The organism is Pyramidobacter porci, assembly GCF_009695745.1.
GTDB classification, from domain to species: Bacteria; Synergistota; Synergistia; order Synergistales; family Dethiosulfovibrionaceae; genus Pyramidobacter; species Pyramidobacter porci.
The window spans coordinates 30,853-46,295 of the sequence record NZ_VUNH01000002.1 but is presented as its reverse complement, the minus strand read 5'-3'; the positions used below and the strand labels follow the sequence as shown (position 1 = coordinate 46,295).

At 58.3% G+C, this 15,443-nt stretch carries 13 protein-coding genes; 2 read left to right on the top strand and 11 right to left on the bottom strand.

The features are described from left to right. Positions 1–9 precede the first annotated feature (9 nt). Positions 10–1,521, top strand: a complete 1,512-nt coding sequence (locus FYJ74_RS02140; protein WP_154527972.1) for a gluzincin family metallopeptidase — start codon at positions 10–12, stop codon at positions 1,519–1,521. Positions 1,522–1,593: 72 nt separating this feature from the next. Here FYJ74_RS02140 and FYJ74_RS02135 read toward each other — a convergent pair whose 3' ends face one another. The 9 genes from FYJ74_RS02135 to FYJ74_RS02095 form a co-directional block, all read right to left on the bottom strand. Further along, positions 1,594–2,889, bottom strand: coding sequence for an L-cysteine desulfidase family protein (locus FYJ74_RS02135; RefSeq protein WP_154527971.1), 1,296 nt, complete (start codon positions 2,887–2,889; stop codon positions 1,594–1,596). Between the two features lie 36 nt (positions 2,890–2,925). Then, positions 2,926–3,927 (bottom strand): uroporphyrinogen decarboxylase family protein, encoded by a 1,002-nt coding sequence (locus FYJ74_RS02130; protein ID WP_154527970.1) that lies wholly within the window; start codon positions 3,925–3,927, stop codon positions 2,926–2,928. Between the two features lie 79 nt (positions 3,928–4,006). Beyond that, on the bottom strand, positions 4,007–4,750 hold the full coding sequence (locus tag FYJ74_RS02125) for a GntR family transcriptional regulator (RefSeq protein WP_154527969.1): 744 nt from the start codon (positions 4,748–4,750) through the stop codon (positions 4,007–4,009). Next, a complete protein-coding gene (locus tag FYJ74_RS02120) occupies positions 4,743–5,339 on the bottom strand; it encodes a hypothetical protein (protein ID WP_154527968.1) in 597 nt (198 codons plus the stop codon). Before FYJ74_RS02120 ends, FYJ74_RS02125 begins: the two co-directional genes overlap by 8 nt. Beyond that, positions 5,323–6,294, bottom strand: coding sequence for an ABC transporter ATP-binding protein (locus tag FYJ74_RS02115; RefSeq protein WP_154527967.1), 972 nt, complete (start codon positions 6,292–6,294; stop codon positions 5,323–5,325). The genes FYJ74_RS02120 and FYJ74_RS02115 overlap by 17 nt, the downstream gene beginning before the upstream one ends. 2 nt (positions 6,295–6,296) lie before the next feature. Continuing rightward, a complete protein-coding gene (locus tag FYJ74_RS02110) occupies positions 6,297–7,322 on the bottom strand; it encodes an ABC transporter ATP-binding protein (protein ID WP_154527966.1) in 1,026 nt (341 codons plus the stop codon). Between the two features lie 9 nt (positions 7,323–7,331). Then, complete coding sequence (locus tag FYJ74_RS02105) at positions 7,332–8,165, bottom strand: ABC transporter permease (RefSeq protein WP_154528160.1); 834 nt, start codon at positions 8,163–8,165, stop codon at positions 7,332–7,334. A gap of 29 nt (positions 8,166–8,194) precedes the next feature. Continuing rightward, a complete protein-coding gene (locus FYJ74_RS02100; RefSeq protein ID WP_320633801.1) occupies positions 8,195–9,118 on the bottom strand; it encodes an ABC transporter permease in 924 nt (307 codons plus the stop codon). A gap of 131 nt (positions 9,119–9,249) precedes the next feature. Then, on the bottom strand, positions 9,250–10,794 hold the full coding sequence (locus FYJ74_RS02095; RefSeq protein WP_154527964.1) for an ABC transporter substrate-binding protein: 1,545 nt from the start codon (positions 10,792–10,794) through the stop codon (positions 9,250–9,252). 634 nt (positions 10,795–11,428) lie between these two features. Between FYJ74_RS02095 and FYJ74_RS02090 the strand changes: the two genes are divergently transcribed. Continuing rightward, entirely contained in the window at positions 11,429–12,616 is a 1,188-nt protein-coding gene (locus FYJ74_RS02090; protein WP_154527963.1) for a M20 metallopeptidase family protein, read from the top strand. 202 nt (positions 12,617–12,818) lie between these two features. Here FYJ74_RS02090 and FYJ74_RS02085 read toward each other — a convergent pair whose 3' ends face one another. Further along, a complete protein-coding gene (locus FYJ74_RS02085; protein WP_407692115.1) occupies positions 12,819–14,336 on the bottom strand; it encodes an ABC transporter substrate-binding protein in 1,518 nt (505 codons plus the stop codon). Positions 14,337–14,420: 84 nt separating this feature from the next. Then, a complete protein-coding gene (locus FYJ74_RS02080) occupies positions 14,421–15,356 on the bottom strand; it encodes an alpha/beta fold hydrolase (protein WP_326830847.1) in 936 nt (311 codons plus the stop codon). Positions 15,357–15,443 lie beyond the last annotated feature (87 nt).

Sequence of the window (15,443 nt, the reverse complement as noted above, 5' to 3'; positions counted from 1 at the left end):
AGGCCGAGCATGGACTTCGACGAAGCATTGCGGACCGCCCGAGCGGTCAATCAAACGGCCGTTTATTATCGTTCGCTGAACGGACTGTTTCAGTACGACCAATGGACTTCGCTGCCCCGCCGCGGCGGCGCGTACCGTCAGGAGATGAGCGCCTTTTTCGGGGCGCAGAAAGCGAAGCTCTACGCCTCCGACGACGCCCGCCGAGCCGCCGCGTACCTTGACGGCGTGCCCCTTGCGGAGATCGAAAGCGACGCCGACCGTGCCCAGGCGCGCATTTTCCGCCGCGATTACCGAAACGCCGTCATGATCCCAGCCGACACGCTGCGCGAATTCACGCTGATCAAAACCGACGTGCTGAACATCTGGAAGGAAGCGCGGGAAAAACGCGATTACCGGATCTTCATGCCGTGGCTGAAACGGGCCTTCGCGCTGAAAGCCGAGATCGCCCGCGCGCTCGCGCCGGAACAGCCCGTTTTCGACACGCTCGTGGGGCTGACCGACGAAGACGTCAAAACCGGCGATATCAGCCGCGAGTTCGCGCGGCTGCGCGCCGGCATCGTCGCCCTAATCGAACGCATCCGCTCTTCCGGCAAAACGATTTCCCGCGATTTCATGGACCGCGAGTACGACGCCGGCACGCTGATGGCGCTGGGACGCCGCTTGGCGTGCTGGAACGGATTGGATCCCGAAACGGCGACTTTCGACGACCGCGCCGTCCACGGCATGACCAACCGTCCGGGGCCTCTCGATTCGCGCATCTCCACGGCTCGCCTCGGACGGATCGACATGATCTTCACGCTCCTGCACGAGGGCGGGCACGCCATGTATTCCAGCCGCACCGATCCCGCGCTGCGCGACGAGGGACTGTGGGGCGGCACGACCGGCGCGCTGCAGGAAGGCGCAGCGCGTTTTTACGAAAACATCGTCGGCCGCAGCCGCGAATTCTGGCAATGCCATTACGGAGCGCTGCAAGCCGCGCTGCCCGAATTCAAAGCCTTGCCGCCGGAAGATTTCTACGCCGGCGTCAACGCCGTTTCGCCCAGCCTCAAGCGCACGGCCGCCGACGAAGTGACGTACAGCCTGCATATCATCGTCCGCTTCGAGCTGGAACGCGATTACTTCGCCGGGCTTGTCACAGCGGAAGACCTTGCCGCCGCGTGGGACGACGCTTACGAACGCACGTTCGGCCTCCGCCCTGCCGACGACCTGGAAGGAATTTTGCAGGATATCCACTGGGCCGGCGACTACATCGGCTACTTCCAGAGCTACGCGCTCGGCAACATCTACGGCGCCCAGTGGCGCGCCGCGCTGCTGAAAGACTGTCCCGACGCCTTTACGCGTCTTGCCGCAGGCGATATCGGCGCCATCGACGGCTGGATGCAGGAACATCTGTTCCGCTGGGGCTGCTGCTTCACCTCGCCCGAACTGATGAAGCGCGTCGCCGGAAGCGAACTCGACGCCGGCCCCTATCTGGATTACCTGCACGAAAAATACTCGCGGCTGTACGGGTTCAAGATTTAGCCCGCAGCAAAAAAAAACGGACCTCCACGCCGTTGTTTACGGTTCGGAGGTCTGTTTTTTTGTGGCTGCTTTTTAACGGTGCGTGATGATGTCGATGATGGTGTGATCGACGTCCTTCATGCCTTCGCGGTTCAATCTCGCCGCGTTCTCGGCGGTGCGGGTGAAACTGTTCACGTCGACCACGCCCTGCGACACGGCCATGCCGCCGCCGGCCAGGGCGATCTGCGCGGCGTAAAACGCTTCGGTCGCGCCGGTGCCCACTTTGAGCGCGCAGGATTCCTTGGCGCCGTCGCAGAGCATGCCGGTGATGTTGCCGAGCACGAGTTCCATAGCTTTCTTGGCCTGGCCGTCCGTGCCGCCCATGACGTTGACGATGCCGGCGGCCGCTCCGGCTCCGGCCGCGACGGCGCAGCCGCACACGGGGCTGAGACGGCCCATGCGGCTCTTGACGAAGCTGGTCGCCAGGTGGCTGTACGCCACGGCGCGGGCGATTTCTTCGCGAGATTTATGTTTCGCCGTGCCGACGACGTAGACGGGGAGAATGGCGGTGATACCGTGGTTGCCGCTGCCGGCGCTGCTCATCACGGGGAGCGCCACGCCGGCCATGCGCGCGTCGGAAGCCGCGGCGGAAACGGCTTTGACTTGCGCGGCAAGATCGTTTTCGTAGTTCGCTCCGGCCGCGGCTCTGACGGTCCGTCCCAGGCCCAGGCCGACGTCGTTCTCGAAGCCGTAATCGGAGATCCTCATGTTCATGTCGATGCCCTGCCACACGTAGTCGATGTCTTCGGGAGAGAGCCGGCCGGCGAGCGCGACGAGTTCCTCGAAATCCATCTCTTTCACCTGATCGGGAACGGAGAGCGTTTTCGCGGAAGCGGACGATACGGCGCCGTCGCAGTGCGGCACGGCCTGAAAAACGACTTCGCCGTTTTTCTTCACCCGCGTGATGTTGCCGTGCGTCTGTTCGATCACGGCGACGCCGACTTCGTCGCCGCGATATGCCGCAGCTTCCACGTAGACGCCTCCCTTGCCGTTGGCTGTCAGCTTCAGGCGGCCTGCGGCGATGAACTCCTTGGCGTGGGACAAATCTTCGGGGGTGGCGTCCTTGAGCACTTCGAGGCTGTAAGCGCTGTGCCCGCAGAACACGGCCAGCGCCGCGGCGATCTCGTTGCCGCGGGCGCCGTTGGTGCCGGGCACGCCGACGGCGATGCCGTTCTTGAAGATGTTGTCGCTGACGACCACTTCCACGCGCTCGGCCAGGCCGCTCAGCTGCTCGCACGCCTTGGCGACGGCCAGAGCCACGGCTCCCGGCTCGGTGCAGCCCAGCGCCGGTTTGACTTCCTGATGAAGAAATTCGGTAACGGTAAACATGGATGATCTTAAACCTCTTTCCGACGTTTGCAGACTTTATTTACAACAACAGCTCTTGCCAGCGCACTCGAGAATCGTCCGGCGGACCAGTTCGAGGAACTTTTCAGGCGTGTGGGGCTCGATGACGCAGCCTGGGCCGAGGATGACTCCCTTGCGGCCGCACATCTCGCGAACTTCGGCGGCGACCTGTTCTTCCGTCTTGGTCAGCCAGTTCTCGCCCCAGCTCAGGCCGCCGACGAACGCCTTGGAACTGTACGTGCGCACTTCTTCCATGGAAGGGCCGTCGTCGCGGTCGTGCCAGCTCAGCCCCTGTACGGGATAATGCTGCACTTCGTCGATGCGCACTGCGGCGCCGTGCATGTGCAGCACGTTGAACCATGTGAGATCCTTGACGGCGTTCAGCACTTCGAGATCGTACTTCATGACGAACTCTTCATGCTCGGCCTTCTCCATCGTCTTGCGGCCGGAAAGCTGAGTGGCGTAGAAGAAGCCGTCGGTGCCGAGCGCCGCGGAAGCGCGGGCAAACTGGATGGTGGTGTCGGTGACCATCTCCAGCGCGCGGTGGACTCGGGCGGGATCCTCGCGCATGTGCTTGACCAGCGCAGCAGGCGAGCACATCTTGGCCAGCGTGGTGGCGGGGCTGAAGAGCGTCTGCAGGAACGGCACGTGTTCGTCCATCATCTCCATGAGGATGCGCTGCGATTCGAGCACGACGGCGTACTCGCCGCGGACGCCGCTGACAGGGCGGATCCGATCCCAGTCCTTCATGTCCTTGATGACAGGTTCGTGCAGCGTGGGGGCCTTTTCGAAGCCGGGATAGACGTCGAGATCGACGCCCATGTCGACGGTGGTGTACAGGCCGAAGGGCATGTACTTGATGAAGTCGAGGTCGTACTTCTTCTGATTGGCGAGCGCCAGCTCGGCCAGGCGGCGGGGATGGCGGTCGCGGTTGGGAAAGTGCATCCACATGCTGTACGGCGTGCGGTCGTTTTCTTTCAGCGCAAGGGCGTTTTCGATTCTCTGCTTATGCGTGAACATTCATAAAACCTCCTAAAATTTTTTCATGCTGCAAAGGCAGTTTATAATTTTGGCGGCTGAGCCGTCTGAAAACCTGCGTTCAAACCGACGCCTGCTTCGACATGAGGATCTGTTCCGAGGCGCGGCGGTTGATCAGCGGCGGAAACAGCGTAAAGGACTCGTCGGGCACAGGCGCGCTGATCTTTTCCTGCAGGAAGAGGTCGAGACGGCGCAGCGCGGTCATCATGTGCTCGTGCAGCAGCACCGTCGCTTCGACCGTATCGCCGGCACGGCAGGCCTGGAGGATCGCGTCGTGGGACTTGAAAGCGTATTCCTGCGCGCTGGGTTTGGTGATGTCCATCTGCACGTAGCGGTCGATCTTGTTGTACTGGGATTCGATCAGATCCAACAAGCGCGGCTTGTTGGCGATCTCGTAGAGGGCGCGGTGGAATTCCCAGTTCGTCTTGCGGCTGCGTTCTTCGGGCGGCGTCCGCGTCGAAGCGAGCAGCAGATCATGAACGCGTCCCGCCGCTTCTTCGGTGATGTTCTGCACCACGTAGCGGAGAATCAGAGATTCCAGCGAATAGCGAATTTCGAAGATCTCGTGCAGCTCGTCGAGGGAGAACGAAGCGACGACCGCGCCCTTGTAGGGAATGATCTCGACCAGCCCCTCGCTCGAAAGCTGCATCAGAGCTTCCCTCACGGGGATGCGGCTGACATGGTATTCTTCGGCCAGATCGGCCTGCAGCAGCTGCTGTCCGTCGTGGTAACGCCCTGAGAGAATGTCGTTGCGCAGGCTCAGGTACACCTGTTCGTTCATGGTATGTTTGCCGCTTTTAAGCATGATGACCAACCTTCTCTCCTGCAAAGTCAAGGGCTTTTCGATACGTTTCGTCGTCGGGGCAGTAAATCTGCGCGAGCCGGCCCCGTTTTCCCCGAAGCTGAAACGCTTTCATTCCCCGCAGCTCCCTGACGCCTTTCACATCGTTCCAGCTCACGTCTTTCGTCACGCTGCGGACGATCTCCGCCGGTTCTTCGACGGCAAAGGGACGGACGTGAAAACCCTCCGCGCCGGAAACACTCCTGGCGCGGATCGTTTCCATAAAGACGCCGTTCTGTTCAAAGCGGTAAAACATCACATAGCCGCGACGGTAAAAGACCGCGCACACAACGGCGAACAGAAACAACACCAGCAGCGTCAGATAACTCGCGTAGATCGACGCCGCCGTGAGATGCGAACCTTGCAGCGCCCCCGCGCCGAACATGACCTGGGCAAGCGCCATGATCAGCACCGTAGCGAACCACAGGATCCCTGCCGCCGCGAACAGATCGATCAGGATCAGCGGATTGGTGAGCACGGGAACGCCGCAGAACCAGCGCAGCGTCTTCTGCGGCGCGGCAGCCCGACCGTCGCGCTCAGGCATGGCAGACAAGCTGATCCTTCAGGCGGTGACAGGCCACGAAATGTCCCGGTTCCACCTCGACCAGAGGCGGCGTCTGGCGCATGCAGATCTCCTCGTGCTGCGCGCAGCGTCCGGCGAAGCGGCAGCCGGCGGGAGGATTAACCGGGCTGGGCACGTCGCCCTCGAGGATGATGCGCTGCTTCTTCGGCCCCACGCTGGCGATCGGCACGGCCGAAAGCAGCGCCTGCGTGTAAGGATGCAGCGGCGCTTTGAACAGCGTGCTGTTGTCGGCCTTCTCCACCACGTTGCCGAGGTACATGACCGCCACTTCGTCGGAAACGTAACGGACGACGGAAAGGTTGTGCGAGATGAACAGGTAGGTGTAGCCGCGCTGCTCGCGCAGATCGGCCAGCAAATTGAGCACCTGCGCCTGGATGCACACGTCCAGCGCCGAAACCGGCTCGTCGAGGACGATGAACTCCGGGTCGAGCGCCAGCGCGCGGGCGATGCCGATGCGCTGGCGGCGGCCGCCGTCAAGTTCGTGAGGGAACGACGTCGTCAGACGCGAAGCCAGGCCGACCAGATCCATCAGCTCGCCGACCTTCTCGTCCAGCTCTTTTCTGGAACGGCAGATGCCGTTGATGATCAGCGGCTCCGAGATAAGCTGCGACACGGACATACGCGGATTCAGCGAAGAAAACGGATCCTGGAAGACGATCTGGGCGTGGCGGCGGAACTCGCTCCGCTTGGCGCCGCTGAATTTGAGCGAATCCTCGCCGTTGAAGAACACCTCGCCGCCGCTCGCCTTGAGCAGACCGATAATGACGCGCCCCAGAGTGGACTTGCCGCATCCCGACTCGCCGACCAGCCCCAGCGTCTTGCCGCGGGGAATGTCCAGGGAAACGTCGTCGACGGCGTGAAGCAGACCGCTGGAGACGTGAAAGTATTTTTTCAGGTGTTTGATCTCGATCAGATTATCGCTCATGGCTATTCGGCCTCCTTGGAAGGACGCTCAAGAAACGCGTTGCCGGATTCGGGCGTCAGCGGGAAGTGACAGTCCACAAAGTGTCCCGGCTCCGCCTCGCGCATGCCGCAGGCGCGCTCATGGCAGACATCCTTGGCGTAGGGGCAGCGCGGCGAAAAAGAACAGCCCTTGGGCAGATTGGTCGGGTCGGGCGGCAGACCGGGGATCACGGCCAGCCGGCTGCCGAGAGGGCTTTCGAGCGTTGGAACGGCGTTGAACAGCCCCTGCGTGTAGGGATGCCTGGGATTGGTGTACAGCTCCTTGATGCCGGAGTACTCCACCAGATGCCCGCCGTACATGATCGCCACGCTGTCGCAGGTCTCGGCCACGATCCCCAGGTCGTGAGTGATCAGCAGCATCGACGTTTTTTCGCTCTGCTGCAGCTTTTTGATCAGCTCCAGAACCTGCGCCTGAATCGTCACGTCCAGCGCCGTGGTCGGCTCGTCGGCGATGATCAGCTGCGGACGGCAGGCCAAGGCGATAGCGATCACCACGCGCTGGCGCATGCCGCCGGAAAACTGGTGGGGAAAGTCCTTGGCGCGCTCGGGACGGATGCCGACGAGACGCAGCATCTCGATGGCGCGTTCGCGGGCCGCTTCGCCTTTCAGGTTGAGGTGCAGAGAGACCATTTCCATGATCTGCTCTTCGACCGTCATGATCGGATTGAGCGACGTCATCGGATCCTGGAAGATCATGGAGATGTCGCCGCCGCGCAGACGGCGCTTCTCCGCCTCCGTCATCCGTCGCACGTCCACCCCGTTGAACAGGATTTCGCCGCTGGTGATCTCGCCGGGAGGCGTCTGGATCAGCTGCAGAATGGAAAGGGCCGTCGTCGTCTTGCCGGCGCCCGTTTCGCCGACGAATCCCAGAGACTTGCCGCGCTCAAGCTGCAAGTTCAGATGGTTGACCGCCTTGACCACGCCGGAATCCGTGTTGAACTGAACGGAAAGATCCTTTATGTCGAGAAGAATGTCTTTGTTTTCGCTCATAACGTCCACCTATCGCTTCTGCTTGGGGTCAAGGGCGTCGCGGAGACCGTCGCCGAGAAAGTTCAGCGACAGAATCGTGAACATGATGGCCAGCCCGGGAAAAATGCTCATATAGGCGCTGTTGCGCAGATACGGACGGGCCGCCGAGAGCATACCGCCCCACTCGGGATAGGGCGGCTGAATGCCCAGCCCGAGGAAGCTCAGCGTTGCGGCGAACAGGATCGCATTGGCGACGCTCAGCGTGGACTGTACGATCAGCGGCGCGGCGCAGTTGGGCAGGATGTACAGGCAGATGATGCGCGTGTGCGAGGCGCCCATAGCGCGAGCCGCCTCGATGAATTCCTGATCCTTGATGGAAAGCACCGAAGCGCGCGTCAGTCGGGCAAACTTGGGAATGTAGGTGATGCCCACGGCGACCATCAGGTTGAACAGTCCGGGACCGAGCACGGAAGAGATGACGATCGCCATCAAAATCGTGGGAATGGCCATCTGAATGTCCATCAAACGCATCAGCGCGTTGTCCAGCTTGCCGCCGAAATACCCCGAAACCGCGCCGATCAGCCCTCCGAGCACCAGCGAGATGGACACGGCGATCAGGCCGACCTGCAGCGAAATGCGCGAGCCGTAGATCAGGCGGCTGAGAATGTCGCGCCCGAACTCGTCGGTACCCAGCCAGTGCACGGCGGAAGGCGCCTTGCGGATCATCATGTAATCCTGCTGGGCGTATCCGAAGGGAGCCAGCTGGTCGGCAAAAATGGCGCAGACGATCAGCACTACGAGGATGAACAACCCGAAAAGCGCCAGATAGTTGCGGCGCAGGCGGATCATCGTGTACTTGAGCATGGAATTGTTTTTCACGACAGTACCTCCCCTTATTTAACGTGAATGCGGGGATCGACCACCGCGTACAGCAGATCGACGGCAAGGTTGATGAAGCAGTACGCCACGGAGATGAACAAAACGCCGCCCTGAATGATCGGATAGTCGCGTAAGTTTATGGCCTCGAGCATCAGACGGCCGACGCCGGAGATGGAGAAAATGGCCTCCGTGACGATGGAACCGCCCAGCAACGCTCCGAACTGCATGCTGATAATGGTCATGATGGGGATCAGCGCGTTCGGCAGCGCGTGACGCCAGATCACGACGCCTTCCTTCTGTCCCTTGGCGCGGGCCGTTCTGATGTAGTCCGACTTGATGACCTCCAGCATGCTGGAGCGGGTCATCTTGGCGAACAAGGCCGTCGAAGAGCCTGACAACGTCACCACCGGCAGCACCATCTCGCTCAGCGTGTCGAAGCCCATGGAAGGCAGCCAGCCCAGCTTTACCGAAAAGGCCAGGATCAGCAGCAGCCCCGTCCAGAACGTCGGCATGGAAACGCCCAGCAGGATGAAGACCGTCACGACGCTGTCAAGCAGCGAATACTGCTTGATCGCACTGAGGATCCCCAGCGGCAGGCCGAGCAGCGTGCTGAAAAGCACGGCGGCGAAGGCCAGCTTCATGGTGGTGGGGATGCGGATCGCCAGTTCCTGCGAGACGGGGCTCTTCATGTTGTAGGAATACCCCAGATCAAACTTGGTCACCGCATTGTAAACGTAGTGTCCAAACTGGACGAAAAACGGATCGTTCAGCCCGTGTTCGTCGCGGAACGACTCGATCGCTTCGGGCGTCGCCTCTTCGCCGAGGGCGATGCGCGCCGGATCTCCGGGCGTAAAGTAGAGGATGGTGAAGAGGATGAACATGACGCTGAGAATGACAGGGATCAGAATAAAAATTCGGCGGATAGCGTACTTCAGCACGGAAGCATCACCTTTTCTCTGTGATCTGTGATCGTGAAAATCTAAAAAATCCATAGGGGGGTGGATTAAAAACAACTTTCACAAAAGCGCCGGACGCAGCGGAGGCGTCCGGCGCCCCATGAAAAAGCGACCTATTTTACGCGCTCAGTCTGCTCGGGATAGTGAATGTTGGAAAGCAGATTGATTTTGCCGTCGTAGAGCTCGTCCACGCCGATCAGATCCTTCTGGGCGCCGTGAAGCTCGTCGGCCTGGCACAGATAGACCCAGGGATGCAGATCGTTGACGCGGTCCCAGATCTTCTGGAAGACCTTGCCGCGTTCGCCCTCGTCGATGCAGTGATTGGCCTCGTCCATCAGCCTGTCGACCTCGGGGTCGGACAGACGGGCCGAGTTGGTGCTGACGATGGAGGTCGTGGTGATGACCGACTGCCAGTAAACGCCGGCGTCACGGTTGGTCTGCATGCCCCAGGTGGCGGCGTACATGTCGTACTTTTCAGGCTCCTTGCGGACCTTGTCGTTGATAACGGCGTTCTCGAACACCGACACGTTGACCTTGATGCCGACAGCTCCCAGCATACTCTGCAGCACCGTCGCGCCGTTGACGCGGTCGGCGGCGTTCATGACCCAAAGGTTCAGCTCCAGATCCTTGACGCCGGCCTCGGCAAGAAGCTTCTTGGCACGTTCGGGATTGTAATCCCATTTCTCGGGATTCTCGGGGAACCATGAGCTCGCCGTGGGCAGGGGCCCCTGGCCGGGAATGCCGTTGCCGTTGTAGACGACCTGAACGTAGGCGTCCTTGTTGATTGCGGCGTCGATCGCTTTGCGCACGCGGGGATCTTTCAGTTTGGGGCTGTCCGTGTTCATAGCCAGATGCAGCAGCACCAGACCGGGAGCCTTGACGGCCTTGACCTTGTCGCTGCTCTGCAAACGCTCGAAATCGGAGGGCGGCACGGCGTAGATCATGTCGACCTTGCCCGTCTCGAGAGCGATGATGCGCGTACTGTCGTCGGGAAGAACCACAAACGTCAGCTTCTGCGCGTAGGGCTTGGTTCCCCAGTAGTCGGCGAAAGCTTCCATCTCGACCCGTTCGCCCTTGGTCCAGCTCACGAACTTGTACGGGCCGGTCCCCACGGGCTGACGGAAGTAATCGGCGCCGGCTTCTTCGACAGCCTTGCGGTTCAGGATCATAGCGTAAGGGTGCTTCATAGATCCCAGCCAGCCGCCGACCGGACCGTTGGTGCGGACGATCACGGTATGCTTGTCGATCACTTCGAAGCCCTTCGGATCGATCCACACGCCCTTCGACTTGGCGAAGACGGACTTGGAAGGATCGGTGACGCGGGTCAGAGAGAAAACCACGTCATCCGCGGTAAACTCCTCACCGTTGTGGAACTTGACGCCCTTGCGCAGATGGAACTTGTAAGTGCGGTCATCAAGGATCTCGACGCTTTCGGCGAGCACCGGCGTCAGCTTGCGGGTCTTGCCGTCCACCGTGAAAAGCGGCTCGTAGATCTGTTTCTGCATGGAGAACGAATAAGTATCAACAGAGTTCTGCGGATCAAAGTTCTTCGCGTCGATGGAGACGCCGACACGGATGTTTTCGCCCCGCTGCGCGGCGAAAGCCGTTCCGGCGCACAGCATGACACAAGCGAGACACAAAGCGAATGCCCTCTTCATAAACAAAGAACCCCTTCCTAAGAAAATAAGATTACGGTACCTGTTGCTTTTACTCCACTTTCCCCAGTATGGCGGCACAGCGTTGCGGATTCAACGGGAAGCACTGCGCGACTGTTCTTCGCGTCTAAAAATAATTAAGAACCGCATTCCCGATGAAGAAATAATATCCACAACCCGCCCAGATTGTAACAAATAATATACAAAACGCAAGAACGCTTCGACTTGATTTTAATTGAGGATTACAGACTTAGCGGAGCAAGTTTTTAATCTTCTGACACAAGAAAAGACATAACTAATGAATTAATGGCATTTAAACAGAATAAATACATCATTTTAACCGATAATCCTTGCGTATCGTTTTGCAAGAGACATTGCCGCCATCTTAAATATATTGTATACGAATTTAATATATTAACACCCATGATTGAAAAAAATGCCTCAAGTGTATATTATTTCTTATACAGATCAAAGTACCCGGCAAATCTCGCAGTAATTAAATACCCTCTATTTACAAAAATTTGCGCCACGAACTCATACTATTCTTGACAAAACCACTGCCATAGTTCGCCGGGCGTTGCGAGGTCCGATCTTTTAATTAAGAAAGCGTATCAATCCCAAAGAGGAGGAAAAAAGAATGTCGTCAGAAATACTGCAAAAGGCCCAGTCCCTCCGCGACTATCTTGTGGACTGCAAGCGCCGGATTCACCGCCATCCCGAGCTGGGGATGCAGGAGCTCCGAACGGCGGCCTTCGTGAGAGCCGAACTGGAGAAAATGGGCGTGGAAATCCAGCCGCTCGACACCGAAGTCGGCGTGCTGGGGCTTATCCGCGGCACAAAAGCCGGCGCGGGAAAAGTGATCGCCCTGCGCGCCGACATGGACGCGCTGCCCATTCAGGAAGCCGCCGGCCAGCCCGATCAGTCTGAGGCAACCGGCGTCATGCACGCCTGCGGACACGACGCGCACACCGCCATGCTGCTGGGGGCCGCAAAACTTCTGATGAGCATGCGGGAACGCTTCAGCGGCGTCGTCAAGCTGATCTTTCAGCCCGCCGAGGAGACGCTGGGCGGCTCGGAACTGATGATCCGGCTCGGCTGCCTCGAAAACCCCAAAGTGGACATTATGCTCGGGCAGCACGGCATCGGCGAATTCGCCACAGGCGACATCGCCTTCCGCGAAGGCCCCAGCATGGCCTCGTCCGATACCTTCTCCGTCACCGTCAAAGGCGTCGGCGGGCACGGAGCCTATCCTCACAATTCCGGCGCCGACGCGCTGCTGGCCGCGGCCAATTGCGTCACATCCCTGCAGGGTCTGATCACCCGCCAGTTCAACGCCGTCGATCCCGTCGTCCTTTCGATCTGTACCTTCCACGGCGGCACAGCCAAGAACATCATCCCCGAAGAAGTCGCCTTCGGCGGCTCCATCCGCTGCCAGACGCCCGAAAGCCGGGGCAGGATCAAAAGCGCGATGGACCGCATGATCGGCTCCATCGTCACCGGTTACAACTGCACCCACGAGCTCGACTACACCTACGGCGTCCCGCCGCTGGTCAACGACCCCGCCGTCGTGGCCACGATGCGTTCCGCCGCGGCAAAACTGCTGGGCGAAGAACACGTGAAAACGATGACACAGCCGCGTATGGGCTCGGAAGACTACGCCCGCTACTCCGAAAAGATCCCCGCCTCCTGTTTCGCCCGCCTGGGGATCTGGCAAGACGGCCAGGCGCAGCCCAAATTCCATAACCCCGCTTTCGTCTTCGACGAAAAAGCGCTGCCCGTCGGAGCAGGTTTCTTCGTACAGGCCGTGCTGGAGATCAACGGGTAATTTTCCGAACGCCTTTCATAACGCCGGCGCCCGCTTCGGAATCGCACGATTCCGAAGCGGGCGCCGGCGTTATTATTTTTTTCAGAAAAACGTTACTCAGGGTACCACAGTTCGGGGTAGATAGTGCAGATTGCTGGGGGGAGAATTAACCCTGCCGTCAAGTAGATCTTCGACGCCAACCCGACCTGATCCCCATTCACTGTTAATAATGCAGATTGCCAAGGAAACTGATTTTGCCGTCACATAGGTCCTTGACGCCCTTCAGATCTTTTTGGGCGCCGTACAGCTCGCTGGGGATCGACAGATAAACCCAGGGATGCAATTCGTTGATGCGGTCCCAGATTTTCTGAAAAATCCCATTCCGCTTCGCGGTATCGACGGTCTCAGCGGCTTCCTTGATCCATGCGTTGGTTTGAGGATCGTCCAAACGGGTAAAATTGGTCGTACCAATGGCCTCTTTGGTAAACAGCGACTGCCAGTAGACGGCCGCGTCACGGTTGGTCATCATGCCCCACATGTAGATGAACATGTCATAGCTGCCGGTTTTCATTCGATCGTTGAAGACGCCGTTTTCAAGTACCTGAATGTCAAGCGTAATGCCGACCTGTGCCAGCATAGCCTGAAGCACCGTGGCGGTATTGATCAGATCCTGAAGGTTAAGCACCCATAAACTGAGTTTCAGATCCTTGACGCCGGCATCTTTCAACAGTGCTTTCGCTCTCTCGGGATCATAACCGAACGGGCGAGCGTTTTCGGGATAGAAACTGCACACCGGCAGAAGCGGCCCGACGGCCGGTGCGGAGTTTCCCTCGTAGACCACCTGATTCAAGGCTTCCTTGTTGACGGCATACTCGATCGCAAGCCTCACGCGAGGATCAGCCAGTCGAGGCGACTGCGTGTTCAGACCAAGGTAATGAAGCACAAGTCCGGGAGCACGAACAAGCTGCACCCGATCACTCTCGGAAAGACGGTTGAACTCTGTTGTAGGCACAGCATAAATGAGATCGACTTTACCGGTCTCGAGAGCAATGACACGATTGCTGTCGTCTGGAATGATCAGGAAGATAAGGTTCTTGTAAACAGGTTTTGTTCCATGATAATTCTCGAAGCGCTCCAGCTCCAGCTTCTCTCCCTTTGTCCATTTAATCAGCTTGAAAGCGCCGGTGCCTACGGGGTGCATGGAATAGTTACTGCCAGCCTCCTCCACAGCTTTTTTATTGAGGATCGAGGCATAAGGATGCTTCATTGACTCAAGGAATCCCCCAAAAGGTGTCCGCGTTTTCACGACAACCGTGTATTTATCTTCGATTTTAAAGCCGTCGGGGTCAATATAGCGTCCCTTTGAACCGGCGAAAACCGACTGGGGAGAAGTGGCGCGTTTAAGTGAAAAAACGACGTCGTCGGCGGTAAGTTCTTCACCGTTGTGGAATTTAACGCCCTTTTTCAAGTGAAAGCGATACGTCTTATCGTCAAGGATATCCACACTTTCCGCAAGGACAGGGACCAGTTTGCGGGTCTTGCCGTCGACAGTGTATAAAGTCTCGTAAATCTGGTTCGTCAAACAAAAAGAATACGTATCGACTGAATTTTGCGGATCGAGATTCTTGGCGTCGATGGCGACACCCACAACCATCTCGTCTCTGCGGGCAAAGGCACATGACGACAGCAATGCAGCAATAATCAGACCATAAAACAATGTTTTCAGCTTCAAAAAAAACACCCCTTCTACTTAATAAACTTCAGATCAGCCTAAACATCCCCCGCCATAATGTTGCTCCGCTAACACTCTTCATCGAGAACCTCCTTACATCAGCCCCCTTCCCCCCATCCAATTTTGAATCAATTCAGCCACTTGAGCCGAATTACGGTCCATCATCAGCAAATGCGTATTACCGAAAATGCCGCGTTTCGGCAAATCGATCCAATTGATCGGCGCGCCGAGCTCTTTCATGATACGAAAATATTCAGGATAGATTTTAAAATAGGCAGCTTTTGTCCACACGCACAGCTCCGACACCCTGATAAAATCGCCCCAGAGAACGAGCTGAGGAATCTCTTTCAGCGCGGAAAAATCCGTCGTTTGAGGATCGGGAGTACGGGCTGGCTCCAACAGGATCAGCCCCTTTACCTTGTCAGGATGAGCTAAGGCTGCCGGAAGAGCGAAATTGGCACCCTGGCTGTGAGCCATGATCACGCACCCTCCGTCAAAGCGGTCTACCAGATTGTTATAGGCGTCCTGCGCCCAGTCATCCATACTGCGCCAACGCGGTACGATCTGTTTGTAGAACTCGTCGTAATACTCTACCGGAAACTGAGTCCTCTCATACGAGACACGCTTCGAATGATCTTCGGCAAAGAGCGGTCCTAGACGGAAATTACTCCAGCAGGCCGCTTTGGTAGTAAATTCCGGATGCGTACGGTAAATCTCTGGATACATCGCCCAGGAAGATCGTCCCCGCTCCACCGAATCGCTCACGTAAACGTCGTGTCCATACCGCAGAAACAAACTCCGCCACCCCTCCCGTCCGTCGGGAGTGGAGCCCCAAGTGGCGCCGGTCAGCCCTCCGCCGTGCCACATCAACAGCGGATATTTAGCTTTCGGCTGAGCCAGCTTAACATATTCAACATACATCTGTCCCGCTTCGTACTGACCGTTGGGATCAAAATCCTGCGTCGTTCCGTCCTGACAAATAAAAGCTTTGTGAGGGAGGCCTCGCAGAATTACCTCATGACCGTTCACGTAAAAATTTCCTAGTTCCTTTACGGAAATTATTCCCATAAAACATTGCACTTCCTTGCTTCCAAAGAATGAGTACCATAGCTGTGT

Coding starts and splice junctions, on each gene's coding strand:
- FYJ74_RS02095 (WP_154527964.1), bottom strand. CDS start 10,794: ATGAAGAGGGCATTCGCTTTGTGTCTCGCTTGTGTCATGCTGTGCGCC.
- FYJ74_RS02125 (WP_154527969.1), bottom strand. CDS start 4,750: ATGCTTAAAAGCGGCAAACATACCATGAACGAACAGGTGTACCTGAGC.
- FYJ74_RS02130 (WP_154527970.1), bottom strand. CDS start 3,927: ATGTTCACGCATAAGCAGAGAATCGAAAACGCCCTTGCGCTGAAAGAA.
- FYJ74_RS02140 (WP_154527972.1), top strand. CDS start 10: ATGGACTTCGACGAAGCATTGCGGACCGCCCGAGCGGTCAATCAAACG.
- FYJ74_RS02110 (WP_154527966.1), bottom strand. CDS start 7,322: ATGAGCGAAAACAAAGACATTCTTCTCGACATAAAGGATCTTTCCGTT.
- FYJ74_RS02135 (WP_154527971.1), bottom strand. CDS start 2,889: ATGTTTACCGTTACCGAATTTCTTCATCAGGAAGTCAAACCGGCGCTG.
- FYJ74_RS02090 (WP_154527963.1), top strand. CDS start 11,429: ATGTCGTCAGAAATACTGCAAAAGGCCCAGTCCCTCCGCGACTATCTT.
- FYJ74_RS02105 (WP_154528160.1), bottom strand. CDS start 8,165: ATGCTCAAGTACACGATGATCCGCCTGCGCCGCAACTATCTGGCGCTT.
- FYJ74_RS02115 (WP_154527967.1), bottom strand. CDS start 6,294: ATGAGCGATAATCTGATCGAGATCAAACACCTGAAAAAATACTTTCAC.